The sequence below is a fragment of the Micromonospora sp. NPDC005194 genome, from assembly GCF_040608335.1.
Lineage (GTDB): Bacteria > Actinomycetota > Actinomycetes > Mycobacteriales > Micromonosporaceae > Micromonospora.
In genome coordinates this window covers 85,822-111,236 of record NZ_JBEXIA010000023.1, presented here as the reverse complement: position 1 = coordinate 111,236, position 25,415 = coordinate 85,822, and the positions used below count along the sequence as shown (strand labels likewise).

The following is a 25,415-nucleotide window of genomic DNA, read 5'->3' as shown; positions in this document are numbered from 1 at the left end:
CAGCCGCCTGACATCGTTGATCATGAAGTTACTGCCACGACACGCCGTGCGCGGTGGCAATAACTTCATGATCGACGCGGTGCTCCGACCGGCCGGCCCCGTTTGGCGCCGGAGTGGGGTGGGGGCTGGGCCGGGCAGGTGGATAGGGTTGGTGGGGAAGGGAGTCTGCTGGTGAGGGTTTTGGCGGCGATGTCGGGCGGGGTGGACTCGGCCGTGGCGGCGGCACGGGCGGTGGCGGCGGGGCATGACGTGACAGGCGTGCACCTGGCGCTGGCCCGAAACCCGCAGACGTACCGGACCGGGGCGCGCGGCTGCTGCACCCTGGAGGACTCCCGGGACGCCCGCCGGGCCGCCGACGTGATCGGCATCCCGTTCTACGTGTGGGACATGGCCGACCGTTTCCACGAGGACGTGGTCGACGACTTCGTGGCCGAGTACGCCGCGGGTCGTACGCCGAATCCGTGCCTGCGCTGCAACGAGAAGATCAAGTTCGCGGCGGTGCTGGACCGGGCGGTGGCCCTGGGCTTCGACGCGGTGGTCACCGGCCACCACGCCCGGCTCGGCCCGGACGGGCTGCTGCGCCGCAGCGTCGACGTGGCCAAGGACCAGTCGTACGTGCTGGCGGTCCTCACCCGCGAGCAGCTGGACCGGTCGATGTTCCCGCTCGGCGACTCGACGAAGGCGCAGGTCCGCGCGGAGGCCGCCGAGCGTGGCCTGGCGGTGGCCGACAAGCCGGACTCCCACGACATCTGCTTCATCGCCGACGGCGACACCCGCGGCTTCCTCGCCGGCCGGCTCGGCGAGGCGCCCGGCGACGTCGTCGACGCGAGCACCGGCGCGGTGGTCGGCAGTCACACCGGCGCGTACGCCTACACGGTGGGGCAGCGTCGCGGTCTGCACCTGGACCGACCCGCCCCGGACGGTCGGCCGCGCTATGTGCTCTCCATCACGCCCAAGACCAACACGGTGACGGTCGGTCCGGCCGAGGCGCTGGAGGTGTCGACGGTGCGGGCCACCCGCCCGGTGTGGACCGGTGGCCCCCGTCCGGCCGCGCCGGTCGAGTGCGAGGTGCAGTTGCGCGCGCACGGTGACGTGGTGCCGGCGACCGTCGACCTCGACGGCGACACGCTGCACGCCGAGCTGCGTCGGCCGGTCCGCGGTGTGGCCGCCGGTCAGGCCGTGGTGGCGTACCGGCCGGACCCGGCCGGCGACATCGTCCTCGGCTCCGCGACCATCACCGGCTGACCGGGCGATCTGCGCGTGGTCGCCGAGCGGCCGGCGCGGCCAGCGGGATAGCCTTCGGCCGTGACAGATCAGGCATGGCCCTGGCCGGCCGGCGCGGCGACCGGTATCGGCTCGCTGCCCGGCACCGACATCGCCGAGGCCCAGCGGGTCGTCCTCGGTGAGCTTCCCGAGCTGCCGCACCTGCCCGAGCTGCCGGCACGCGGCCCCGGGGCCGACCTGATCGGCCGCAGCGCCGGGCTGCTGGTGGAGCTGCCCGTCGAGCTGTACGCCGGGCGTTGGCGGGTCGCCCCCCGCCCCGGCCGTGACCTGCGCCGGGCCCGGGACCTGATGGAACGCGACCTGGACCAGCTCGCCGAGCAGGCCGAGGGGTACGCCGGCCCGATCAAGGTGCAGGCCGCTGGCCCCCTCACCCTGGCCGCTTCGCTGGAACTGCCGATCGGCGGCCGGCTGCTGCGTGACCCCGGCGCGGTCCTCGACCTCACCGGCTCCCTCGCCGAAGGGCTGCGCGGGCACGTCGCGGCGGTCGCCCGGCGGCTGCCCGGGGCCTCGGTCCTGCTGCAACTCGACGAGCCGTCGCTGCCGACCGTGCTGGCCGGGCGGGTGCCCACCGAGAGCGGGCTGGGCGCGTACCGGGCGGTGGAGTCCGCGGACGCGGCAGCTCTGCTGCGTACGGTCGTCGACGCGGTGGGCGTACCCACTGTGGTGCACTGCTGCGCCCCGCAGGTGCCGCTGGAGCTGATCCGTTCCACCGGCGCCGTCGCGGTCGCCCTCGACCTCGACCTGGTCACCGACCTGGACCCGCTGGGCGAGGCCATCGACGCGGGCCTCGGGCTGCTGGCCGGCGCCGCGCCGACCCGGCAGCCGTCGGCCGGTGGCGCACCGACCTCCGCGCAGATCGCCGATCGGGTACGCCAGATCTGGGACCGCCTCGGCTTTCCCCGTCGGCAGCTCGCCGAGCAGGTGGTCGTCACCCCGGCGTGCGGCCTGGCCGGAGCCACTCCCCAGTACGCCCGGGCGGTGCTCGCGGCCTGCCGGGACGCCGGTCGCCGGTTCACCGAGGAGTGACGTTTTTCTGTCGTACCCGGTGGGCAGGATGACGGTCATGATTGGACAGCTACGTTCAGTGGTGATCGACTGCCCCGATCCGCGGGCGCTGGCCGCGTTCTACTCCGAGCTGCTCGGCATCCCCCTGGTCGAGGGTGAGGGCGAGCCCGATGACGAGTGGGTGGTGCTGGGCGGCCCGCCCGGGCACCAGCCCCGCCTGGCGTTCCAGCGGGCGCTCAACCTGCGTCCGCCGGCCTGGCCGGACCCGGAGCGTCCGCAGCAGTTCCACCTGGACGTGACGGTGGACGACATCGACAGCGCGGAGAAGGCGGCGCTCGCGCTCGGTGCCCGGCGGCTGCCCGGCGAGGGCGAGGGTTTCCGGGTCTACGCCGACCCGGCCGGCCACCCGTTCTGCCTCTGCTGGGACTGAGCATGGCGTGGGTTGCGGCGGCCCGGCATCATGGCCGCCGTGATCCACTCCTCTCCGCTGCGCGCCTCCGGTTCGCTCTTCGGCCTCGCCTACGGTGACGCCCTGGGCAAGCCCACCGAGTTCCTGACCGTCGCCGAGATCCAGCGCCGCTACGGCCCGACCGGCCCGCGTGAGCTGACCGGCGAGCCGGCGCTGGTCACGGACGACACCCAGATGGCGCTGGCGGTGGGCTGGGCGCTGCACGAGGCGCCGTCGCTGACTCCGGAGGTGGTGGAGCCGCTGCTGCGACGGCGTTTCGTGGCCTGGTCGGTCAGTCCGGACAACAACCGCGCCCCCGGGATGACCTGCCTGCGCGCCTGCGCCGACCTGGCCCGAGGGCTGCCCTGGCAGGAGGCGACGATCGCCGACTCGAAGGGCTGCGGCGCCAACATGCGCGTGACGCCGGTGGGGTTGCTGGACGCCGACCTCGACACGCTGGCCGGGCTGGCCCAGTTGCAGGCCGGACTGACCCACGGCCACCCGACCGGGTTGGCCGCCAGCGAACTCACCGCGTACGCGGTCTTCGCCGTGCGTGGGGGCGTCCCGCTGGCGGAGCTTCCCGCGATTCTCACCGAGCGGGCGCGGTCCCAGCACCGCGTCTACCGCCGCGAGTGGCTGGGCGATCTCTGGCAGCGCCCGGGGGTCGACACGCCGGAGGAGTTCATCGCCCGCGGCTGGGACGAATGCCTGGTGGCGCTGCGCCGGCTGACCGTCGCCCTCGGCGAGCCGGACGACGGCGGCGACCCGTGCCGGGCCACGGGGGAGGGCTGGGTGGCCGAGGAGGCGCTGGCCACCGCTCTGTTCTGCGCCGTGCGCCACGCCGACGACCCGGTCGCGGCGCTGGCCCGGGGCGCGACCACCGCCGGCGACTCCGACTCGATCGCCGCCCTGGCCGGCGCCTTCGTGGGCGCGGCCACCGGGATGGCGGCCTGGCCGCCTGGCTGGGCCGACCGCATCGAGTACGCCGACCAGCTCGCCACCCTCGGCGCAGCCTGGGACTGACCGGCCGGGCGTGGCCTGGCCTGGCGTGGCGTGGCGTGGCCTGGCATGGCGTGGCCTGGCCCGGCGTGGCCTGGCGTGGCCCGGCGTGGCGTGGCCTGGCGTGGCGTGGCGTGGCGTGGCCTGGTCTGGTCTGGCCTGGCCTGGTCTGGCGTGGCGTGGCGTGGCGTGGCCGGGCCCGGTCCAGCCTGCCAGCATGGCCCGGCCTGTCTGCGGTGATCGACTCGGGTTCCTGGAAGGTGGGGTGTTGCGGCGGCTCGGACACCCCGGATTCCTGGAACCCGAGTGGATCATGGCCGGGGGGCCGGGGGGCCGGGGGGCCGGGGGCCGGGGGCCGGGGGCCGGGGTGGCCTGCGGCCTGTGGGCCGGTGTCAGCTGGTGGGCAGGTGGCGCAGGCTGCGGACCTTCCGCCACAGGTCGGCGTCACAGCGGCCGGCGCGGTCGGCGAAGTCGGCCGAGCTGATCCGGATCGGCTCGGTCAGGCTCAGGTAGCTGTCGTGCTCGGCGCCGGGGTCCCAGTCCCGGGTGGGAATCCGGACGTGGTCGTCGCGGTCGCTCTTGTCCTGACTGGTGATCTTCAGGACGTCGGCGCCCCGGGAGTCGGCGCGCAGCACCAGGCAGGGCCGCACCTTCGAGCCGCTGCCGTCGACGTACGGCACGTCGGCCCACCAGATCTCGCCGGCCGCCGGAGTGCCGGCCGCCCGATCGGTGTCGCGGGAGCGCGGCCTGGTGGCCGGTCGGTCGGTGCCGCGTGGCCGCGGCGGGGCGGGACGACGACCACCCGCGCGGGTCGGTGCGCCGCGACCAGGTCGGTCGGCCGAGCGTCGGCTGTTCGCCCGGTGCCGCCAGCTGTTCCACGCCCAGCCGGCGGCCACCGCCAGCAGGATCGCCGCCGCCCAGAGCAGCGCCTCGGTCATCGCCACCTCCGCGTCAGGGCGGCACGCCGGCCGCTTCGTTCGGCGATCCTCGCACGTCGCCGCCCCTGCCGCCCGACGACGACATCGCAACCCGACGACATCGCAGCCCGACGACATCCCAGCACGCAGCCGCACGGCCGCTCCCCGCGCGGCTGCGTCGACCGGTCGGCGGCCGGTACGGCGTGGGCGCTCCCGTGAGTTGGGCCGACGACCGGGCCCCTGCTCGGTGATCCACTCCAGATCGCCGGTGTGGGGGCATCCGGGTGCGCGGACACCCCCGTGTCGGCGACCTGGAGTCGATCAACGGCCCGCGAGTCCCGGCGTGCTCCCGGGCGACGCCGATCTGTTCGTTCGGCGGCCTTTGTGCCCGGGTCGGCAGCCTCTCCTCGGTGCCACCGACCGCGGGGTCGGCGAGTCCGGCGTTGGTTGCCACGTCATCGGCGTTCAGCGGCGTCGATCGTCGCCTCATCGCCGTCCGGGGCGACGCGCGGCACGGGAACGGGCTGCGTGGGGCGTCACCGGTGGCGCAGGTGGGCATCGGATTGTCACCCCGGACCGATACCGTGCCTTAGTAGCGTGATCAGGGAGGTCGCAGGCGTGTCCGAAGGTGGCGGGGTGTCCGAGGAGCAGATCGGTCAACAGGTCAGCCCGGCTCAGGAGGCGGCGGCCGGCGCGGAGCCGACGCCGCAGGCGCGGGAGCGGCACGCCACCCTCAGCCGTGAGCTGACCGAGCATCAATACCGCTACTACGTGCTCGACTCGCCGATCATCACCGACGCCGAGTTCGACAAGCAGTTGCGCGAGCTGGAGGCGTTGGAGGACGAGTTCCCGGCGCTGCGGACGCCGGATTCGCCGACCCAGCGGGTGGGTGGCACGTTCTCCACCGAATTCACCCCGGTCACGCACGCCGAGCGGATGCTCTCGCTCGACAACGCCTTCGCCGACGAGGAGTTGGCGGCCTGGGCCGAGCGGGTCGAGCGGGACGCGGGCGGGCCGGTGCCCTACCTCTGCGAGTTGAAGGTCGACGGTCTGGCGATCAACCTGACCTACGAGGCCGGCCGGCTGGTCCGGGCGGCCACCCGTGGTGACGGCCGCACCGGCGAGGACGTCACCGCCAACGTGCGCAGCATTCGGGACGTGCCCAGCCAGCTCGCGCCGTCCGCCGAGTTCCCGACGGTGCCCGAGCTGCTGGAGGTCCGGGGCGAGATCTACTTCCCGGTGGCCGCGTTCGCCGACCTCAACGCGAGCCTGGTTGAGCAGGGGCGGGCGCCGTTCGCCAACCCGCGCAACGCCGCCGCCGGCAGCCTGCGGCAGAAGGACCCTCGGGTCACCGCCTCCCGACCGCTGCGTCTCGTCGTGCACGGCATCGGCGCCCGCCGCGGGTTCCAGCCCACCGCGCAGTCGGAGTCGTACTCCGCGCTGAAGGCGTGGGGGCTGCCGACGAGCGACCGGTGGCGGGTCGTCCCGGATCTGTCCGGCGTGGCGGAGTGCATCGCCTACTACGCCGAGCACCGGCACGACGTCGAGCATGAGATCGACGGTGTGGTGGTCAAGGTCGACCCGGTCTCCATCCAGGGTCGCCTGGGCTCGACCAGCCGTGCCCCACGCTGGGCGATCGCCTTCAAGTACCCGCCGGAGGAGGTCACCACCAAGCTGCTCGACATCGACGTCAACGTGGGGCGCACGGGTCGGGTCACCCCGTTCGCCGTCCTCGAACCGGTGCGGGTGGCCGGCTCCACCGTCGCGCTCGCCACCCTGCACAACGCCCGCGAGGTCGAGCGCAAGGGTGTGCTGATCGGCGACACGGTGGTGGTGCGCAAGGCCGGCGACGTGATTCCCGAGGTGCTCGGCCCGGTGGTCGACCTGCGGCCCGCCGACGCCCGCCCGTTCGTCATGCCGACCACCTGCCCGGCCTGCGGCACCCCGCTCGCGCCGTCCAAGGAGGGCGACGTCGACATCCGGTGCCCCAACACCCGCAGTTGCCCGGCCCAGCTGCGCGAGCGGGTGTTCCACCTCGCCGGTCGTGGCGCGTTCGACATCGAGGTGCTGGGCTACAAGGGCGCGGCGGCACTGCTGGACGCGGAGATCATCGCCGACGAGGGTGACCTCTTCCAGCTCGACGCCGAGCAGCTGTCCCGGTCACCGTTCTTCGTCAACAAGGACGGCAGCCTCGGCAGCAACGCGGTCAAGCTGCTCGACAATCTGGCCGTCGCCCGGGAACGTGACCTGTGGCGGGTGCTGGTGGCGCTCTCCATCCGGCACGTCGGCCCCACCGCCGCCCAGGCGCTGGCCCGGCACTTCCGCTCGATGGAGGCCATCGACGCCGCCAGCGAGGAGGAGCTGTCCTCGGTCGACGGGGTCGGGCCGACCATCGCGGCCAGCATCCGGGAGTGGTTCGCCGTGGACTGGCACCGCGAGGTGGTCCGCAAGTGGGCCGAGGCGGGCGTACGGATGGCCGAGGAGGCCGTCGACGAGGGCCCGCGCCCGCTGGAGGGGTTGACCGTCGTGGTGACCGGCACCCTCGCCGGCTTCTCGCGGGACCAGGCCGCCGAGGCCGTGCAGACCAGGGGCGGCAAGGTCAGCGGGTCAGTCTCCAAGAAGACGAGCTTCGTCGTCGTGGGGGACAACCCGGGCTCCAAGGCCGACAAGGCGGCCACCCTCAAGGTGCCGGTGCTCGACGAGGACGGGTTCCGGGTGCTGTTGGAGGCGGGTCCGGACGCCGCACGGGACGTCGCCCGGGTGGAGGGCTGACCGCAGCGGCGTGCCGACGTGGCGGCCCGTCGCGTATACCAACTTAATTACGACTACGACCGATTCGTGACTGTCATACCGGGAAACCCGGGGCTGAGGGCGTTTCATTGGGTCACAGCGTGCTCATCGGCACGTCGACCGTTCCTCGGGAGGTGTGATGGAGGTCGCCGACCCGCGCAACTCCGTCCCACCTGGGCGGGTGACGCCGTTCACCGCCTTCGTCGTCGGCATCCTGGTGGTCGCGGCGCTGACCGCCACGGGTCCACTCACGACGCTCCCCGACGAGCTGCCCCGCCTGCCGGTGGCGTTCTGGACGATGGCCGCCCTCGCGGTGGTCTGCGACGCGCGCCCGTTCGTCCCGCCGGGGCGACGGCAGACCTCGGCGGTCTTCCCGTCCACCTGTTTCACCTTCGCGATCCTGCTCGGTTGGGGGCTCGGCCCGGCGGTGGCGGTGCAGGCCGTCGGGGTGATCGTCTCGGGTTGGCGGATGCGCCACGCCGCCTGGCGGACCGCGTTCAACGTCGGCCAGTACGCCTGCGCCCTCGCCGCCGCGTACGGCGTCATCCAACTCGGGCCGGGCACCGTCTTCGACGGCGGTCGCCTGCACGCCACCGACGTGGCCGCCGTCGGCGGGGCGACGCTGGCCTGGTTCGTCGTGAACTACGGCCTGGTGAGCTGGGCGGTGCGGCTGCGCTTCGGCGGCCGCTGGTGGCCCACCGTCCGCCAGGGCGTCGGTTTCGAACTGCTCTCCACCGGCTCGCTGCTGCTGCTCGCTCCGGTGCTGGTCGCCGCCGCCCGTCTCAGCGCGGCGCTGATCCCGCTGGTGCTGGTACCGCTCTTCGCCGTCTACCGGATGGCCCGGCTGACCGTCGAGCAGCAGCACCTCGCCGCCGCCGACCCGCTGACCGGGTTGCCCAACCGCAAGGCTCTGCTGGCCGAGGTGGCGGAGCAGGTGCACCTGCACGCCGAGCGGACCGCCCGCGGCGAGCCCGGCGGGCACCTGGCGCTGCTGCTCATCGACCTGGACCGCTTCAAGAACGTCAACGACGCGCTCGGGCACGCGGTGGGCGACCGGCTGCTGGTCGAGGTCAGCGCCCGGCTCACCGACGTGGAGCCTCGGCCGCAGATGATCGCCCGGCTGGGTGGGGACGAGTTCGCCATCGTGATGACCGGGCTGACCGACGTCAGCCAGGCGCGTGAGCTGGCCGACCAGGTGGTCGGGGTGTTGGCCGAGCCGGTGCCGTTGGACGGGCTGCCGTTGGACGTCGGCGGCTCGATCGGGATCGCCCTCTTTCCGGAGCACGGCGAGGACTTCGCCACCCTGATGCGGCACGCCGACGTGGCGATGTACGACGCCAAGCACCGCAACGACACGGTCGCCGTGTACGCCCCGGAGTCGGACCACAACTCGGCCGAGCGTCTCGGACTCCTCGCCGACCTCCGCCGGGTGCTGGAATCCGGCCCGTCGGCCGCCGAGCCGGGTGAGTCCGAGCGGACGGCAGACGTACCCCTCGCTGTGGAGGCCGAGGTGCGCGGCGGTGACGGTGCGGCGCTGCCCACTCCGGCGGCGGCCAAGGCCACGCCGCATCCGGGCGGTGCGCCGGTGATCGCGCCGGCGTCGTCGGCGGCCGGGCGGTGGTGGGGCCGCAGGCGGCGGGCCGGCGCCGAGCTGGTGGACGCCGATGAGCTGATCAACCGGATCGCCACCGGCGCCGACCCGATCCGGGGCCGCAACAGCCGCGCGGCGATCCCCGGCACCCGTTCCGGCCCGTTGCGGGACCGGCGTGCCGGCGGCCACGGGCGGTGGTCGCCGAACGGCGGTGCGGTGCCGCCGCCGGGCAGGGACCGTCCGGCGCGCGACGGCGGGTCGGTTCCCGAGGCCCAGGCGATCGGGTCGACCGGGTGGGTACGCGACGGCGGCGAGCCGGCCGACGACGCCGGTGAGATCACCATGTACTACCAACCGCAGATCGCCATCGCGACCGGCGAGGTCGTCGGCGTCGAGGCCCTGCTGCGCTGGCGGCACCCGCGCCGGGGCATGGTCGACCCGGAGGAGTTGATCCGGGTCGCCGAGCAGAGCGCGGTGATGCGGCTGCTCACCAGGCGAGTGGTGGACGACGTGGTGGAGCAGCTCGCCAAGTGGTCGGCGGCCGGCATCGGGCTGCGTGCGGCGCTGAACGTCAGCGTGCGCGATCTGCACACCGGCGAGATCGCCGACCAGATCGCCGACCGGCTGGCCCGCTACGGGGTGCCGGCCGAGCGGCTGCAACTGGAGATCACCGAGGGCGCCCTGATGGCCGACCCGCGCCGGGTGTTGGCCACCATCTCCCGGCTGCACCGCATCGGGGTGGCCATCGCGCTGGACGACTTCGGCACCGGCTACTCGTCCCTGCAACATCTGCGCCGACTTCCGCTGTCCGAGGTGAAGGTGGACCGGTCGTTCGTGCTCGGCATGGCCGAGGACGCCGACGACGCGGCGATCGTCCGGTCGATGATCGAGTTGGCGGGCGCGCTGGGGCTGCGGGTGGTCGCCGAGGGCGTGGAGGACGAGCGGACCTGGCGGATGTTGTACGCCGCCGGCTGCGACGCCGCCCAGGGCTGGTTCTACGCCCGTCCGATGCCCGCCGAGGAGCTGGTCACCTGGCTGGCCCGCTACCGGCCGGTCCGCCCGGCGGGTGGCCCGGAGCCGGAGGTCGGCCGCCGGTCGACCCGCTGACCCACCCGAGCAGCCGGCGGAGGGGGCGGAACAATAGACTCGCTCCGGTCACCGCGCGTCACGCCGCACGCGTCGCGCGGCCGGCACACCGCCCGACCAGCAGGACATCAGAAGGGGGCACGGATGGCCGCCATCTCCCGCGAGGAGGTCGCGCACCTGGCGCGCCTGTCGCGGCTCGCCGTCACCGAGGAGGAGCTGGACACCTTCGCCGGCCAGCTCGACGTGATCCTCCAGGCGGTCGCCCAGGTCGGCGAGGTCACCGCCGCGGACATCCCGCCGACCTCGCACTCGGTGCCGCTGACCAACATCTTCCGCGAGGACGTCGTCACGCCGTGCCTGACCCCGCAGGAGGCGCTGTCGGGCGCGCCGGACGCCGAGGACCAGCGGTTCCGCGTACCGCGGATCCTGACCGAGGACGTGGCCTCATGAGCGGACGTGCACGGGCGACTGGCGTCGCGAAGCGGAGCGGAGTGACGGCATGAGCGATCTGACCAGAATGACCGCGACGGAGATCGCCGCGCTGGTCGCCGGCGGCGAGACCTCCGCCGTCGAGGTGACCCGGGCACACCTGGACCGGATCGCCGCGGTCGACGAGCAGGTGCACGCCTTCCTGCACGTCGACACCGACGGCGCGCTCGCCGCGGCCCGCGCGGTGGACGAGCGCCGGGCCGCCGGCGAGGAGTTGGGCCCCCTGGCCGGGGTGCCGGTCGCGGTGAAGGACGTGCTCGCCACCCGTGGCGTGCCGACCACCGTCGGCTCGAAGATCCTCGAAGGCTGGCGCCCGCCGTACGACGCGACGATCGTGCAGCGGTTGCGCGAGGCCGGCACGGTGATGCTCGGCAAGACGAACATGGACGAGTTCGCCATGGGCTCCTCCACGGAATATTCGGCGTACGGCCCGACGCACAACCCGTGGGACCTGAGCCGGATCCCGGGCGGCTCGGGCGGTGGCAGCGCCGCCGCGCTGGCCGCGTACGAGGCGCCGCTGGCGATCGGCTCGGACACCGGCGGCTCGATCCGCCAGCCCGGCGCGGTCACCGGCACCGTGGGCGCGAAGCCCACCTACGGCGGCACCTCCCGCTACGGGCTGGTCGCCTTCTCGTCGTCGCTGGACACGCCCGGCCCGTGCGCCCGTACGGTGCTCGACGCGGCCCTGCTGCACCAGGTGATCGCCGGGCACGACCCGCGTGACTCCACCTCGATCCCGCAGCCGGTGCCGGACGTGGTGGCGGCGGCGAAGCTCGGCGCGACCGGCGACCTGACCGGCGTGCGGCTCGGCATCGTCAGCGAGTTCGTCGGCGAGGGCGCCGAGCCGGGCGTGATGGCCGCGTTCCGCGAGTCGGTGGACGCGCTGACCAAGATGGGCGCCGAGGTCGTCGAGATGTCCTGCCCGACGTTCGCGTACGCGCTGCCGGCGTACTACCTGATCGCCCCGAGCGAGTGCTCCTCCAACCTGGCCCGGTTCGACGGCGTCCGGTTCGGCCTGCGGGTCGGCGACGACGGAAACCGGTCGCTGGAGGAGGTCATGTCGCTGACCCGTGAGGCCGGCTTCGGCCCCGAGGTCAAGCGCCGCATCATGGTCGGCACGTACGCGTTGTCGTCGGGTTACTACGACGCGTACTACGGGCAGGCGCAGAAGGTCCGGACGCTGATCACGCGCGACTTCACGGCCGCGTTCGATCGGGTCGACGCGCTGATCTCGCCGACCACCCCGTTCACGGCCTTCCCGATCGGCGCCCGCACCGCCGACCCGTACCAGATGTACCTGGCCGACCTGTTCACCATCCCGACCAACCTGTACGGCGGGCCGGGCATCTCGGTGCCCTGCGGCCTCTCCGAGGGGCTGCCCGTCGGCCTGCAGGTGATGGCCCCGACGATGGCCGACGACCGGATGTACCGGGTCGCCGCCGCGCTGGAGTCCGCGGTCGGCACGTTCACCCCACCGGCACTGTGAGGCAGGAGCCCAGATGACGACGACGCTTCCCGCGTACGACGAGGTCGTCGCACGCTACGAACCGGTGATCGGCCTGGAGACCCACGTCGAGCTGGGCACGAACACCAAGATGTTCTGCGGCTGCCCGACGGACTTCGGCGGCGAGCCGAACACCCGGGTCTGCCCGGTGTGCCTGGGGCTGCCCGGCTCGCTGCCGGTGGCCAACAAGGCGGCCATCGAGGCGATCATCCGGATCGGCCTGGCGTTGAACTGCTCCATCGCGCAGTGGTGCCGGTTCGCCCGGAAGAACTACTTCTACCCGGACATGCCGAAGAACTTCCAGATCAGCCAGTACGACGAGCCGATCTGCGTCGACGGCTACCTGGACGTCGAGGTGGGCGGCGAGACGGTGCGCATCGAGATCGAGCGGGTGCACCTGGAGGAGGACACCGGCAAGACGCTGCACGTCGGTGGCGCGACCGGCCGCATCCACGGTGCGACCGAGTCGCTTGTCGACTACAACCGGGCCGGCATTCCGCTCGTCGAGATCGTCACCAAGCCGATCCCGGGCACCGGCGCGCTCGCCCCAGAGGTGGCCAAGGCGTACGTCACCGAGCTGCGCGACGTGATCCGCACGCTCGGGGTCTCGGACGTGCGGATGGAGGAGGGTTCGCTGCGCTGTGACGTGAACACCTCGCTCAACCTGCCGGGTCAGGAGTGGGGCACCCGCACCGAGACCAAGAACGTCAACTCGCTGCGCTCGGTGGAGCGGGCGGTCCGCTCGGAGATGCTGCGGCAGGCGTCGGTGCTGGACGCGGGCGGCCGGATCACCCAGGAGACCCGGCACTTCCACGAGGACACCGGCGACACCACCCCGGGGCGCTCGAAGGAGACGGCCACCGACTACCGGTACTTCCCGGAGCCGGACCTGGTGCCGATCGCACCGGACCCGGCCTGGGTCGCCGAGCTGAAGGCCGCCCTGCCGGAGCTGCCCCGGGTGCACCGGCGTCGGCTTCAGCAGCAGTGGGGCCTGTCCGACCTGGACATGCAGTCGGTGCTCAACGCCGGCGCGGTCGAGCTGATCGAGGCCACCGTGGCCGCCGGCACCACCCCGGCGGCGGCCCGCAAGTGGTGGCTCGGCGAGCTGTCCCGGCGGGCCAACGAGAGCGGCGTGGAGCTGGCCGACATCGGCGCCACCCCCGCGCAGGTCGCTGAGCTGCAGGGCCTGGTCGACGCGGGCAAGCTCAACGACAAGATGGCTCGTACGGTGCTGGAGGGCGTGGTCGACGGTGAGGGCTCGCCCACCGAGATCATGACCAGCCGTGGCCTGGAGGTCGTCTCGGACACCGGCGCGCTCACCGCCGCCGTGGACGAGGCGATCGCCGCCAACCCCGGCATCGCCGACAAGATCCGTAGCGGCAAGGTCGCGGCGGCCGGCGCCCTCGTCGGCGCGGTCATGAAGACCACCCGTGGTCAGGCCGACGCGAAGACCGTCCGTGAGCTGATCCTGGAGCGCCTCGGCGTCCAGGGCTGATCCGCCCGATCGAACACCGCTGGCGCGTGCTGTGCCAGCGGTGTTCGCCGTGCACACCGCATCCCCTCGCGAGGGCGTCAACGGCGACGCCCGGATGGAGCCACCGTGAACCAGCACGACCTCGATGTCCTCGACGAGATCCAGCGGCGGGTGCTCTGGCTCGCCACCCGGATCGTGGACGCCGCCAACCACGACCGGGCCACTGGCGACGGGGTGAAGGTCGGCGGCCACCAGGCGTCCAGCGCGTCCCTCGTCACGGCGATGACCGCGCTGTGGTTCGCGCACCTGGACGCCGAGGACCGCGTCGCCGTCAAGCCGCACGCCTCGCCGGTGTTCCACGCCATCCAGTACCTGCTGGGCAACCTGGACCGCTCCTACCTGCCCCGGCTGCGGGCCCGGGGCGGCCTCCAGTCGTACCCGTCGCGCACCAAGGACCCCGACGAGGTGGACTTCTCCACCGGCTCGGTGGGTCTCGGCGCGGCGGCGCCGCTCTTCGCCGCCGCCACCCGCCGCTACGTCGACGCGCACTTCGGCGCCCGGCCGCGCTCCCGGTTCGTGGCGCTGATCGGTGACGCCGAGCTGGACGAGGGCAACATCTGGGAGGCCGTCGCCGACCCGGCCACCACCGGGCTCGGCAACGTCATGTGGCTTGTCGACTTCAACCGGCAGTCGCTGGACCGGGTGGTGCCCGGCATCCGGATCAAGCAGTGGCGCGGTCAGTTCGAGGCGGCCGGCTGGCACGTCGTGGAGGTCAAGTACGGCCGCCGGCTCGCCGAGGCGTACGCCCGGCCGGGTGGCGAGGCGCTGCGCGACTGGATCGACGCGATGCCCAACGAGCAGTACCAGTCGCTGTTCGGGTTGGCCGGCCCGGCCCTGCGCAAGCAGTTCCTGGACGGTGCGCCGGCCGAGGTGGGCGCGTTCGTGGAGGGCATCGACGACGAGGAGCTGCGTCCGCTCGTCACCGACCTGGGTGGGCACGACCTGTCCGCGATGCTCGACGCGTACGCCCAGTGCGACGCGGTCACCGACCGGCCCAGCGTCGTCTTCGCGTACACCGTGAAGGGTTGGGGGTTGCCCATCGCCGGCAACCCGCGCAACCACTCGGCGCTGCTCAGCACCGAGCAGGTCGACACGCTGCGGGCCGCGCAGGGGTTGACCTCCGAGACCGAGTGGGACCGTCTCGACCCGGCGTCACCGGCCGGGATCCGGGCCGGCGCCCGCCGGGAGGCGCTGTCCCGCGCGCCGCGCGAGCGCGCGCTGGGGGTCACCGTTCCGGAGAGCACGGGAGTACGCGCCAACAAGCCGATCTCCACGCAGGAGGTCTTCGGTCGGGTGCTGGTGGATCTGGCGCGGGACCGGGAGGTCGGCCGTTACCTGGTGACCACCGCCCCGGACGTGGCCACCTCCACCAACCTGGCCGGGTTCATCAACAAGACCGGGGTGTTCGCCCCCACCGAGCAGCGTTCCTGGACCGAGGACCGGATGCTGCGCTGGACCGAGAGCCCCGCCGGGCAGCACATCGAGCTGGGCATCTCGGAGATGAACCTGTTCCTGCTGCTGGGCCAGCTCGGCCTGTCCTGGGACCTGTCGGGGCAGCCGCTGCTGCCGGTGGGCACCGTCTACGACCCGTTCGTGCTGCGCGGCCTCGACGCGTTCCTGTACGGCACGTACTCCGGTTCGCGGTTCGTGGTGGCCGGCACCCCGTCGGGCATCACCCTCGCTCCCGAGGGCGGCGCCCACCAGTCCACGATCACCGCGTCGGTCGGCCTGGAGCTGCCCGGGGTGACGTTCCTCGAACCGGCGTACGCGGGCAGCCTCGACTGGCTGCTCTGCGACGCCCTCGGGCAGATCGCGGGCGGGGCGACCCCGGCCGCGACGGCAGCGCCGACCGAGGACGGCGCGTACTACTTCCGGCTGAGCACCCGACCGCTGGACCAGGCGCCGTTCGAGGCGGCCCGGGCCCGGCTCGGCGACGCGGTGCTGCGCCGGCAGGTGGTCGCCGGGGCGTACCGGCTCGTCGACGCGCACCAGGCGTACCCGCATCTGGTCGACGCCCCGGTCGTGCAGCTCGCCGCGTCCGGCGCGGTGCTGCCGGAGGTGCTGGCCGCCGCGGCGGAGCTGGCCGAGGAGGGCGTCGCCGCGCACGTGGTGGACGTGACCTCGCTGGACCGGCTCTACCGGGCGTGGCAGCGCACCCTGCGGCAGGGCGTACGGACCGCGACCGTGCCCAGCGTGCCGGGCGCCCTGCGGTCCGCGTTCGCCGATCGGGTGCCGGTGGTGACCGTGCACGACGCGGCGTCGCACGCGATGGCCTGGCTCGGGTCGGCGCTCGGCGCCCCGGCGGTGCCGCTGGGGGTGGACGAGTTCGGCCAGTCCGGCAGTGTGGCCGACCTGTACGAGCTGCACGACCTGATGCCCGGCAGCATCGTCAACGCCGCCCTGGCCGCGCTCGCCCTCCGCTGACCTTGCCCTCCGCTGACCTTGCCCTCCGCTGACCCTCGCCCTTCGCTGACCTTGCCCTCGAGGGGTGCGCTCCGCTCGCTTGCCTGCGTGCGCCGGATCGCGTGCGCCAGCCTTCGTGTCTCACTGCCGCCGCCACTGAGAGTGAGGAGCGTCCGCCTGTCGATGGGGTTCTCTTCGCCCTTTGCTCTGCTTCAATATGCGCAACACCTTGCTGAGCTGCAGAAATTCGGGTGCGCGCAGCTGAGCGGAGTGACCCGACGTAACTGTTGCGTCCGTTGAAGCAGAGCAAAGGCTGCGCAGGCACCGTCGGGCTCGGCTCGGCTCGGCTCGGCTCGGGCTCGGGCTCGGCTCCGGCTCCGGCTCGGAGGGCTTGGCTCGGCTCGGGCCGGGCTCCGGCTCGGGCTCCACAGGCGGGTGGGCACCGCCGAGTCGGCGGGTGGGTAGGGGGCAGCTCGCGCTCAGCGGGTCGGGGTGGGGGTGACCGAGGCGGGCGCGCCGGCGCTCGGGTTCTGCACGATGTGGCGTTCCAGGTTGACCTGGGCCTGGCCGGTGCCGCCGACGGTGATGTCGTCGTACGCCTGGAGCATCTTCTGCTGGTCGAAGTAGAGCACTGTCATCGACAGCGGGGTCGGCTTCTCACCCTCCAGGCCGCGCAGCCCGGCCCCGCCGGTCGAGCCCTCCACGAACAGGGCGGTGGGCTGCTGACCGGGTGCCTGCGGCAGCTTGGAGACCTGCCGGGCGTGGGTGTGCCCGGCCAGCACCAGCGGGCAGGTGCCGGCCAGCGGCCCGGCCGACGCCGGGTCGTGCACCAGCGCGATGTTGACCGGCCGGGGTGAGCTGCGCACCGTCGCAGCGAGCTGCGTACCGACCCCGATCACCTGGTTGGCCACCTCCTGGGTCAGCCCGCTGCCGGCCGGTGAGGTGTTCTTGTCCGGGGTGAAGCGCGGGTCGCCGATGCCGGCGATGGTCAGCCCGGCGACCGTGGTGGTCGAGTTGTTCAGCACGATCGCGTTCGGCTGGCGGGCCACCGCCGCGGCGGTCTTGCCCGAGTCGTGGTTGCCGCGGATGAACACGTACGGCTTCTTGAGCAGGCTGATCGAGCCGACGAAGGAGGCCTCCGGCTCGCTGCCCCAGTCGGTGATGTCCCCGGTGTCGATGACCACGTCGATGCCGAACTGCTCCACCACCGTGCGGATCAGCTGCCAGCCGGTCGGGTTGAGGTGCATGTCGGAGACGTGCAGGACCCGGGTGGTGCCGGGTGCCGGCTCCAACACCGGCAGCGCCGACACCGTCGTGTAGAGCTGGCTGACGTTGCCGACGATGCGTTGCAGCTGCTCGGCGTACTTGGTGTAGTCGTTGGCGATGCGGCGGGCGTCGCCGACGATGGCGGGGGCGTTGACCAGCAGGCCCTCGTAGCGCGGCTCCTCGATCGCCTGGGGGCGCAGGGTCGCCGCGGCGGTGCCGAGGCTGCCGGCGGTGACCAGCAGCGCCAACCCGCCCGCCCAGGCGGTACGCCGCACATCGCGGAAGATCAACCCGGCCAGGATGAGAGTGACCAGCACCGCCGACGCGAGGGTCCGCAGGCCCAGCCGCATCACCCCGGAGCGGACGTCCTCCACTGCGCTCTGGCTGGCTCGGTTGATGCTCGCCGGGTCGTCGAGCAGCGCCTCGGTGCGCCCCTGGTCCAGCGCGCCCAGCCGCACGGTGAGGTGGGTCGGCCCGCTGTGGCTGTCGAGCAGCAGGGCGCCGAGCGGTGGCACGTCGATGGTCGTCCCGCCCTCGCGGGCCGGGGAGAGGGTGAGGTTGGCCCGGAACGGCCCGATGTCGGTGTCCACCCGACCACCGGCCAGCACCCCGAGCACCGCCCCGGCCAGGGCCACCACGAGCACGGCGAGGATCACGCCCGTACGCCGTACCGGTCCACCGGGCCGGCCGATCCGCCGGCGCGACGGCCGCGACGGCTCGCCGCCGGTCACCGGGTCGCCCCGGTCCTCGGCGTCGTCGTGCTGCTCGTCGCGTTGCCCGTCCATGCTGAGATTCTGACCTGCCCGCCCAAAGATCTTGGCAAACCTGCGCGGAAGGTGACGCAGGTCAGCTGCGACCGCCGTCGCCGCCGGCGAAGACCACCCGCAGGAGGCGGTCGTCGTCGGCCGCCGGATCACCCCGCCCGTCGTGGTTGGAGGTGCTCACCCAGAGCGAACCGTCCGGCGCGGCGGCCACCGCGCGCAGCCGGCCGTACCGGTTGGTGAGCAGATCGCTGGGCTGCCCGAGCAGCGTGCCGGTGTCGGTCAACTCCATCACCCAGAGCCGCTTGCCGCGCAGGCAGCCGGTGACCAGCAGCCGGTCCGTCGCGGCCAGCCCGGAGCAGGACGCGTCGGACGTCGCCCACTGCGTGATCGGGTCGGTGAACCGCTTGTCGCCGGCCCGCCCCTCGACCTCCGGCCAGCCGTAGTTGCCGCCCTTGGTGATCTGGTTGATCTCGTCCCAGGTGTTCTGGCCGAACTCGACGGCGTACATCCGCTTGGCGTCGTCCCAGGCGAAACCCTGCACGTTGCGGTGACCCAGCGACCAGACCGGGGAACCGGGGTACGGATTGCCCGGCGCGGGCTTGCCATCGGCGGTGATCCGCAGGATCTTGCCGCCGAGGCTCTTCGTGTCCTGCGCGTTGGGGCGCTCGCCCGCGTCGCCCGTGCTGACGTAGAGCTGGCCGTCCGGGCCGAAGCCCAACCCGCCACCGTTGTGCACGTTCGCCTTCGGGATGCCGGTGAGGATCGGGCTGGGTTGCCCGCCGAGTTGCAGGCGGGCGACCCGGTTGTCCTGCTCGGCCGTGTAGTAGACGAAGACCGTCCGGTCCCGGGCGTAGCCGGGGGAGACGGCGATGCCGAGCAGGCCACCCTCGCCCGCCGCCGCCACGTCGCTGATCGTCTGCACGACCCGGACCCGCAGCCCGTCCGGGCCGGAGTCCGGGCCGACCTGGAGAATCCGGCCGCTGTCCCGTTCGGTGACCAGCGCGCCGCCGTCGGGCAGGAACGCGATGGCCCACGGCACCCGCAGCCCCTTGGCCAGGACGGTTGCCACCGCCTGCTGGCCCGCGCCGCCAGGGCTCGCCGGCGCCGACGGGGTCGGCAGGTTGGGCGGCTCACCGGCCGGGTCGGGCTCCGGCTCGCCGAAGCTGCAACCCGTGGCGAGCAGCAGCGTCGCGCAGGACGCCGCGAGGACCACCCGGAGGCGGCGGACGCGAGGGTACGGGAGACGGGCTCTCACCCGGCCCAGGGTAGCCCGCCGGACTGCCCGGCCGGGCCCGCGACACGTGGGCCTCGGCTCGTGCCGCAACCGCTCAGCGGGCCCGGACGGCCAGCAGCGCCGTGTCGTCCTCGCGGTGCTGGATCGAGGCGAGCAGCAGGTCACACAGGTCGTCGAGGGGGACGTTGTCGGTGCCGGTCAACCGGTGCACCAGCTCGGCGAGCCCGTCGTCGATGGACCGGTCCCGACGCTCGATCAGCCCGTCGGTGTAGAGCAGCAGCGTGTCGCCGGTGGCCAGGCTGGTCGAGTGGCTGGTCCGCGGCGTGGGCCGGGCCAGGCCGAGCAAGGGCTCCGGTGTCGCTTCGAGGACCTCCACCGCACCGCCGGCCCGCACCACCAGGGCCGGCGGGTGCCCGGCGTTGCACCAGGTCACCTCGCGGACGCCGGAGCGCCGGCCACAGATGCGCACCAGCGTCGCGGTGGCCGCGATGGGCAGCCGCAGGCCACGGATGGCGCTGTCCAGGTGGCTCATCAGCGCTCCGACCGCGTCCGGCCGGCCGAACGCGTTGCCACGCACCAGGTTGCGTAGCTGGCCCATGGTCGCCGCCGCCTCGATGTCGTGCCCGGCCACGTCCCCGATAGCCGCGATCAGGTCACCATCGGGTTGCACGAAGGCGTCGTACCAGTCGCCGCCCACCTCCACCCGGTCGGCCGCCGGCTGGTAGCGGGCCGTCAGCTCCAGCTCCGTCACGAGCGGCAGCCGCGGCAGCATGCTGTGTTGCAGCACCTCGGCGACGTGCCGCTGCTCCCCGTACATCGAGCTGTTGCCGACGGACTGCCCGGCCCGGCGGCCGATGTCCACGGCGGTGAGCAGGTCGCGGTCGTCGAACTGCTGACGGTCGGGGGCGTTGACCAGGGTGATCGCGCCCAGCACGGTGCCCCCGACGGCCCGCACCGGCACGCTGAGGTAGGAGGCGATGCCCAGCCGCTCGGCGATCGCCGACATCTCCGGATCGGTGGTGCCCCGGGCCACGTCGGTCAGCGACGCCACGCCGCCGAGCCGCGGTTGGCCGGTGCGCAGCACCGCCCGGATGATGGACTCCTGGCTCAGCCCCGTCCGCAGCAGCTCGGCGAAACGGTCGACGTCCGGCGTCCGGGCCGGGTCGCGGTGCACCGCGACCACCTCCCGGGGCTGTCCGGATGGCCCGACCAGCGTGAGCAGGCACCAGTCGGCGAGCAGCGGCACCATGGTGGCGGCGAGCCGGCGCAGCGACGTGCCCACGTCCAGCGTGCCGGCGAGCGTCTCGCTCACCCCGGCCAGCAGCTCCAGCCGTTCATGCGCCCGGACGACCCGCCGACGCGCCTCCTGCGCGCCGTCCAGCGCGATCCGCAGTCGCAGCTCCGACGAGCAGGCGGCGGCGAGGTCGGCAAGCGTCCGCAGCTGCCCGGCGGTCCACGCCCGGGGCTTGTTGTCGATGGCGCACAGCGAGCCGAGCACCCGGCCGGAGAGGTCGGTCAACGGCATCCCGGCGTACGCGACGACGCCGAGGTCGTCGATGGCCAGGTTGTCGCGTACGCGGGGGTAGAGCCGGGCGTCCGGCAACACCATCGGCACCTCGATGTCCACCACGTGCTGGCAGAACGAGTGGCTCAACGGGGTCTGCCGCCGCTGCGACCACGGCTCCGGCGGACCCACCGCGCCCGGGAAGAACTGCCGGTCGGCGGAGACCAGGGAGACCAGCGCGACCGGAACCTCCAGCAGGTCACTGACCAGCCGGGCGAACCGGTCGAACGCCTCGTCCGGTACGGCGTCCAGGCCCGTGTCGGCCAGCGCACGCAGCCGCGCCGCGTCGCCGAGCGCCGGGGGTGGGGCGGTCGAACGTCGCGGGCTGGCGGGGGAGCCGTCGGTCATCGAGCACCTGTCTGCCGGGGCGGGGGCCGACCGGCCCTCCGACCCTTGGTTATACCTCGTCATGGCCGGGACCGAACATCGGTGTGCCGAGTCTCGCCCGCCCCGCCGCCGCGCGCCATCCCCCGTGACGCCGGATCGCCGCCGTGCCCGCACCGGCCGTCGCGCCGGAGGCTATCGTCGGCGGACGTGAAGGTATGGATCCCGCATCCGGCCGGCCTGAACCTCGTCGGCGAGCTGCCCCCGGACGTGACGGTGGAGGTCGCCGAAACCGCCGACCGGTTGCCGTCCGCCCCGGCCGACGTCCGTTTCTGGGTACCGCCGTTCCTGAGCGGGTCGGACGCGACCGCGCTGCTGCACCAGCTCCCCGATCTGGAGGCGGTGCAGCTGCTCTCCGCCGGGGCGGACGCCTGGGTCGGCCGGATGCCGGAGGGGGTCACGCTCTGCGACGCCCGGGGGGTGCACGACCCGTCCACCGCCGAGTGGGTGGTCACCGCGATCCTCGCCCAGCTGCGGGCCTTCGGAGCCTTCGCCCGCGCGCAGGCCGAGCGGCGGTGGGCGTACGACGGCAACGCGCCGACCGACGAGCTGACCGGCAAGCGGGTGCTGATCGTCGGGGCCGGCTCGATCGGCACGGCGGTGCGGGACCGGCTCGCGCCGTTCGAGGTGAGCTTCACCCTGGTCGCCCGGACGGCCCGGCCCGAGCAGGGGGTGCACGCCGTCGCGGAGCTGCCCCGACTGCTGCCCGACGCCGACGTGGTGGTCGTGCTGGTGCCGCTCACCGACCAGACCCGCGGCCTGATCGACGAGGACTTCCTGGCCGCGATGCCCGACGGGGCGTTGCTCGTCAACGCGGCCCGCGGTCCGGTGGCCCGTACCGAGGCGCTCGTCGCCGAACTGGCCACCGGTCGGATCTCGGCCGCGCTGGACGTCACCGACCCGGAGCCGCTCCCCGCCGACTCCCCGCTGTGGACGATGCCGAACGTGCTGCTCACCCCGCACGTGGCCGGGTCGGTGCGAGGGCTGCTGCCGCGCGCGTACCGGCTGGTCGGCGACCAGGTGCGGCGGTTCGCCGCCGGTCAGCCGCTGATCAACACGGTGGTCGACGGCTACTGACCGGGCCGCGCGGTCCGGCCCGGGCTCACGGGCCGGGTGTTTCGGCGGCCTCGTCCCGCAGTGTCTGGCCGGTGGCCGAGACCAGTCGGGGCAGGTCGGTGCCGCGGACCGCCGGCAGACCGACCTGCTGGCCGTCGTCGAGGCGGGCGACGACCCGCCCGCGCGCGTCGGTGGCCAGCTCGACGACCCGGTCCCAGTCGATCCGACGTTGCCCGAACAGCGCCCGCAGGCGCAGTTCCCGGGAGTCGGCGTCGGTGCCGGCCCGCCAGGCCCACACCCCGACGGCGAGCGGGACGAGCAGCACCGGCAGCAGGTACGCCCGGGCGTTGGCCAGCGGCAGGGCGCCGATGAAGGCGATGACGGCGGCGGCCAGGATGGCTTGGTTGTACCGGAAGCGGACCGTGTCGGGCGTACTCACCCTGCGATGATCCCACCCCTGGTCGACGCGGGTCGCGGCGGGCGGCGCACGGAGCCCCGGACGCCGTACAGTGACACGGGTCACTGCTTCAGGCCGGTGACCGACGCGTAACCAATCTGGTCGCCGGTCGTTCCCCACTGTTGGGCAGCGGACCCGCAACGTCCGCCGCCCCGCACCGCCGCACCGCCCCGTGCCCCCTCACGAAGGCGACCGCCGTGCTCCTCGCGTACCCGTTCCATGTTCTCGTCTCCCGCCGGGCGACCCCGGAGGTCGCCGTGTCCACGGCCGTGGCGCTGCTCGTCCTCGTCGGGGCCGCCGATCTGGTCCCGACCCCGGTGGTGATCGCGTTGTCCGGCGGCGCGGGCGCCACCCTCGCCGGCGTACGACTCTCCCGGCTCGCCAGCCACCGATCCAGCGAGCCGCCGTCCACCGACCCCCCGTGGCGGGCGGCCGCCGTACTGCTCGACGCGGCGGTGGTGGCGGCCGGGTGCGTCGCCGCCGCGCTGCCGCTGGTCGACGCCGGGCACCGCGCTGCCGCGCTGCTCGGATCGCTGACCGTGGCGGTCCTGTCCGTGGCCGGGCTGCTTCGGCTTCCGGCTCGTCCGCCGGGGGCGGCGCGGCTGCGAGGGCTGGTCGAGGCGACCGGCCCGACGCTCGTTCTGACCCTCGCCGGCTGGTTGCTGCTCCCTTTCGACACCCTGCCGGCACCGGCCCGGCTGGTCGCGGCGCTGGCGCTCGGAGGGCTGGGCATGGCCGCGCTCAGCGCGTTCACCGGGTCCGGGCGGCGCTCGGGCGGCGCGGTCTGCCGGGGCGGAGTCCTGCTCACCCTGGTCGGGCTGGCGCTGCTGACGGTCCTGCCACCCGTCCCGACGGGCCGGGCGGCGCTGCTGGCGGTGCCGCCGCTGGTGCTCGGGATGCTGCTGACCGCACTCGGCGCGAAGTCCGCGGTGGCGACGGCCAGCGCGCAGCCGGTGACCGGCCCGCCCGCCGCGACCTGGCCACGGGTGGTGCTTCCGGCGTCGGTGCTGCTGCTGGCGGCGGGCCTGCAGGTTGTATCCGGCCGCACTCCGGACCGGACGAGTGTGCTGCTCGCCCTGGCGGCGGTGCCACCACTGGTCCTGCGGGAGCTGCTGCGCGGCGGCGACGCGGGCGCCGGGGAGCGACACGCCGCGCACCGCCGACGCGCCGACCACGCGGTCCGGCGCCGCCGGTCGGCGCAACCGCCCTTTCCCGGTACGACCGAGGGTGCGCCCGCGCACGACAGGTGCCCCGACGCCGCGCCGTGGCCGTCCGACGGGGGCGCGACCGCCATCTCCGGCGTCGACGAAGCCTGGCCCCCCGACGGTGGTGCCGCCGCGACGACCGGCCTCGACGCGGGTGTCGCCTGGTCGACGTTCGACCACCGGTCCGGATCGGCCGGGGAGCGGGCGGCGCTGCTGGACGCCCTCGCCGCCATCGGCGACGTGCCCGCGCCGGCCGGTGCGCTGCTGCTGGTGGAGCTGCACGGTGCGGACGGGCTCGGCCCGGTGGCGCGCGAGGACGTGCTGGCCGAGGCGGTCCTGCGGGCCCGCGCGGTCGTCGGGCCCGACGACCTGGTGACCGGCTGCACCGGCACCGGCTTCGCGGTGGTCACCGGCGCCGGGCCGGTGCTGGCGTACGCGCTGGGCACCCGGCTGCTGACCGCGCTCACGCCGCCGTACCAACCGGCCGGGTCGGTGCTGCGCGTGCAGGCGAGCATCGGGCTGGCCGAGGTGAGTGGATCCGGACCGGCCGACGTGCTCCGTCAGGCCGAGCTGGCCCGGCGGCGGGCGGTGCAGCTCGGCCGGGACCGGGTCGAGTGGTACGACGCGTTCCTGGAGGAGCAGTTGGTGCGCCGGCTCGACCTGGAACGTGAGCTGCCCGGCGCGGTGGCGCGGGGCGAGCTGGACCTGGTCTATCAGCCGGTGCTCGACCTGACCGACCGGCAGCCGGTGGGCGCCGAGGCGCTTCTGCGCTGGCGCAGCCCGGTGCTGGGCACTGTGCTTCCGGCCGAGTTGCTGCCGGTCGCCGAGGATCTGGATCTGGTCGGCGAGTTCGAGTGGTGGGTGCTGGACCGGGCCTGCCGGCAGTTGGCCGACTGGTCGGCGGGCCCCCGTGAGCTGTGGATGGCGGTCAACGTGACCACCCGGGAGCTGACCGTCCCCGACTTCGTGCAGCGCACCGCCGCGGTGCTGGCCGCGTACGGGGTGTCGCCGGAGCGGCTGGTGGTGGAGGTGGCCGAGCCGAGGATCGGCGCTGACCTGTCGACGGTGGTGGCCCGGCTGGCGGGGCTCCGGTCGCTGGGCGTCCGCACCGCGCTTGACGACTTCCGGGCCGAGCATGCGTCCCTGGCGCAGCTGCGCCGCCTGCCGATCGACCTGCTGAAGGTGGGCCCCGAGCTGGTGGGGGCGCAGCCGGCGGGGCAGCCGCCGCTGATCGACGTCGTGGTCAGCGTGGGCGAGCGGTTGGGTGTGGAGATCGTCGCCGAGGAGTTGGAGTCACCGACCCAGGTCGAGGGGGCGCGTCGGGCCGGCTGCCGCTACGGGCAGGGCTTCGCGCTGGCCCGTCCGGCCACCGCCGAACGGGTCGAGGCGTACTTCGAGGAGTTCCCCTCGGCGTCCCGCTGAGTCACTGAACCGG

General features: G+C 73.8%; 17 protein-coding genes. 12 read left to right on the top strand and 5 right to left on the bottom strand.

The features are described from left to right. The first annotated feature begins 171 nt into the window (after window positions 1–171). From mnmA to ABZU53_RS20405, 4 genes are read left to right on the top strand one after another with little or no spacing between them, the layout of a single operon-like run. Window positions 172–1,245 carry a tRNA 2-thiouridine(34) synthase MnmA gene (gene mnmA / locus ABZU53_RS20420; protein ID WP_354861221.1) on the top strand — a complete coding sequence of 358 codons (1,074 nt, stop codon included), beginning with the start codon at window positions 172–174 and terminating at the stop codon, window positions 1,243–1,245. Window positions 1,246–1,305: 60 nt separating this feature from the next. Next, complete coding sequence (locus tag ABZU53_RS20415) at window positions 1,306–2,310, top strand: methionine synthase (RefSeq protein WP_354861223.1); 1,005 nt, start codon at window positions 1,306–1,308, stop codon at window positions 2,308–2,310. Window positions 2,311–2,347: 37 nt separating this feature from the next. Continuing rightward, a complete protein-coding gene (locus ABZU53_RS20410) occupies window positions 2,348–2,719 on the top strand; it encodes a VOC family protein (RefSeq protein ID WP_354861225.1) in 372 nt (123 codons plus the stop codon). Window positions 2,720–2,749: 30 nt separating this feature from the next. Further along, entirely contained in the window at window positions 2,750–3,760 is a 1,011-nt protein-coding gene (locus tag ABZU53_RS20405) for an ADP-ribosylglycohydrolase family protein (protein WP_354861227.1), read from the top strand. Between the two features lie 368 nt (window positions 3,761–4,128). Here the strand turns inward: ABZU53_RS20405 and ABZU53_RS20400 are convergent, their stop codons facing one another. Continuing rightward, window positions 4,129–4,674, bottom strand: coding sequence for a type II toxin-antitoxin system PemK/MazF family toxin (locus ABZU53_RS20400; RefSeq protein WP_354861231.1), 546 nt, complete (start codon window positions 4,672–4,674; stop codon window positions 4,129–4,131). Between the two features lie 615 nt (window positions 4,675–5,289). On the opposite strand from ABZU53_RS20400, the gene ligA reads away from it, so the two are divergent. The 6 genes from ligA to ABZU53_RS20370 all read left to right on the top strand — a co-directional run bounded on the left by ligA (window position 5,290) and on the right by ABZU53_RS20370 (window position 16,071). Continuing rightward, entirely contained in the window at window positions 5,290–7,425 is a 2,136-nt protein-coding gene (ligA, locus tag ABZU53_RS20395; protein ID WP_355067026.1) for an NAD-dependent DNA ligase LigA, read from the top strand. A 157-nt stretch (window positions 7,426–7,582) separates the two neighbouring features. Then, window positions 7,583–10,141, top strand: a complete 2,559-nt coding sequence (locus ABZU53_RS20390) for an EAL domain-containing protein (protein ID WP_355067025.1) — start codon at window positions 7,583–7,585, stop codon at window positions 10,139–10,141. Between the two features lie 123 nt (window positions 10,142–10,264). Further along, entirely contained in the window at window positions 10,265–10,570 is a 306-nt protein-coding gene (gene gatC / locus ABZU53_RS20385) for an Asp-tRNA(Asn)/Glu-tRNA(Gln) amidotransferase subunit GatC (RefSeq protein WP_354861239.1), read from the top strand. A gap of 49 nt (window positions 10,571–10,619) precedes the next feature. Next, window positions 10,620–12,095, top strand: coding sequence for an Asp-tRNA(Asn)/Glu-tRNA(Gln) amidotransferase subunit GatA (gatA, locus tag ABZU53_RS20380; protein ID WP_354861241.1), 1,476 nt, complete (start codon window positions 10,620–10,622; stop codon window positions 12,093–12,095). Window positions 12,096–12,108: 13 nt separating this feature from the next. Then, window positions 12,109–13,608: an Asp-tRNA(Asn)/Glu-tRNA(Gln) amidotransferase subunit GatB gene (gatB, locus tag ABZU53_RS20375; RefSeq protein ID WP_354861243.1), complete on the top strand. Its 1,500-nt coding sequence runs from the start codon at window positions 12,109–12,111 to the stop codon at window positions 13,606–13,608. A 105-nt stretch (window positions 13,609–13,713) separates the two neighbouring features. Further along, window positions 13,714–16,071: a pyruvate dehydrogenase gene (locus ABZU53_RS20370; protein WP_355067024.1), complete on the top strand. Its 2,358-nt coding sequence runs from the start codon at window positions 13,714–13,716 to the stop codon at window positions 16,069–16,071. A gap of 458 nt (window positions 16,072–16,529) precedes the next feature. On the opposite strand, the gene ABZU53_RS20365 is transcribed toward ABZU53_RS20370, so the two are convergent. From ABZU53_RS20365 to ABZU53_RS20355, 3 genes are all read right to left on the bottom strand, one after another. After that, the gene (locus ABZU53_RS20365) at window positions 16,530–18,101 is read right to left on the bottom strand and encodes a metallophosphoesterase (protein WP_355067023.1); all 1,572 of its coding nucleotides are present in this window, start codon (window positions 18,099–18,101) and stop codon (window positions 16,530–16,532) included. A 61-nt stretch (window positions 18,102–18,162) separates the two neighbouring features. Then, the gene (locus ABZU53_RS20360; RefSeq protein ID WP_354861248.1) at window positions 18,163–19,335 is read right to left on the bottom strand and encodes a PQQ-dependent sugar dehydrogenase; all 1,173 of its coding nucleotides are present in this window, start codon (window positions 19,333–19,335) and stop codon (window positions 18,163–18,165) included. Between the two features lie 73 nt (window positions 19,336–19,408). Then, complete coding sequence (locus ABZU53_RS20355) at window positions 19,409–21,226, bottom strand: SpoIIE family protein phosphatase (protein ID WP_355067022.1); 1,818 nt, start codon at window positions 21,224–21,226, stop codon at window positions 19,409–19,411. A 186-nt stretch (window positions 21,227–21,412) separates the two neighbouring features. Between ABZU53_RS20355 and ABZU53_RS20350 the strand changes: the two genes are divergently transcribed. Beyond that, the gene (locus ABZU53_RS20350) at window positions 21,413–22,339 is read left to right on the top strand and encodes a 2-hydroxyacid dehydrogenase (RefSeq protein ID WP_354858676.1); all 927 of its coding nucleotides are present in this window, start codon (window positions 21,413–21,415) and stop codon (window positions 22,337–22,339) included. Window positions 22,340–22,364: 25 nt separating this feature from the next. Here ABZU53_RS20350 and ABZU53_RS20345 read toward each other — a convergent pair whose 3' ends face one another. Then, the gene (locus ABZU53_RS20345; RefSeq protein WP_354858679.1) at window positions 22,365–22,757 is read right to left on the bottom strand and encodes a PH domain-containing protein; all 393 of its coding nucleotides are present in this window, start codon (window positions 22,755–22,757) and stop codon (window positions 22,365–22,367) included. A gap of 215 nt (window positions 22,758–22,972) precedes the next feature. On the opposite strand from ABZU53_RS20345, the gene ABZU53_RS20340 reads away from it, so the two are divergent. Next, on the top strand, window positions 22,973–25,402 hold the full coding sequence (locus ABZU53_RS20340) for a GGDEF domain-containing phosphodiesterase (protein WP_355067021.1): 2,430 nt from the start codon (window positions 22,973–22,975) through the stop codon (window positions 25,400–25,402). Window positions 25,403–25,415: the final 13 nt, after the last annotated feature.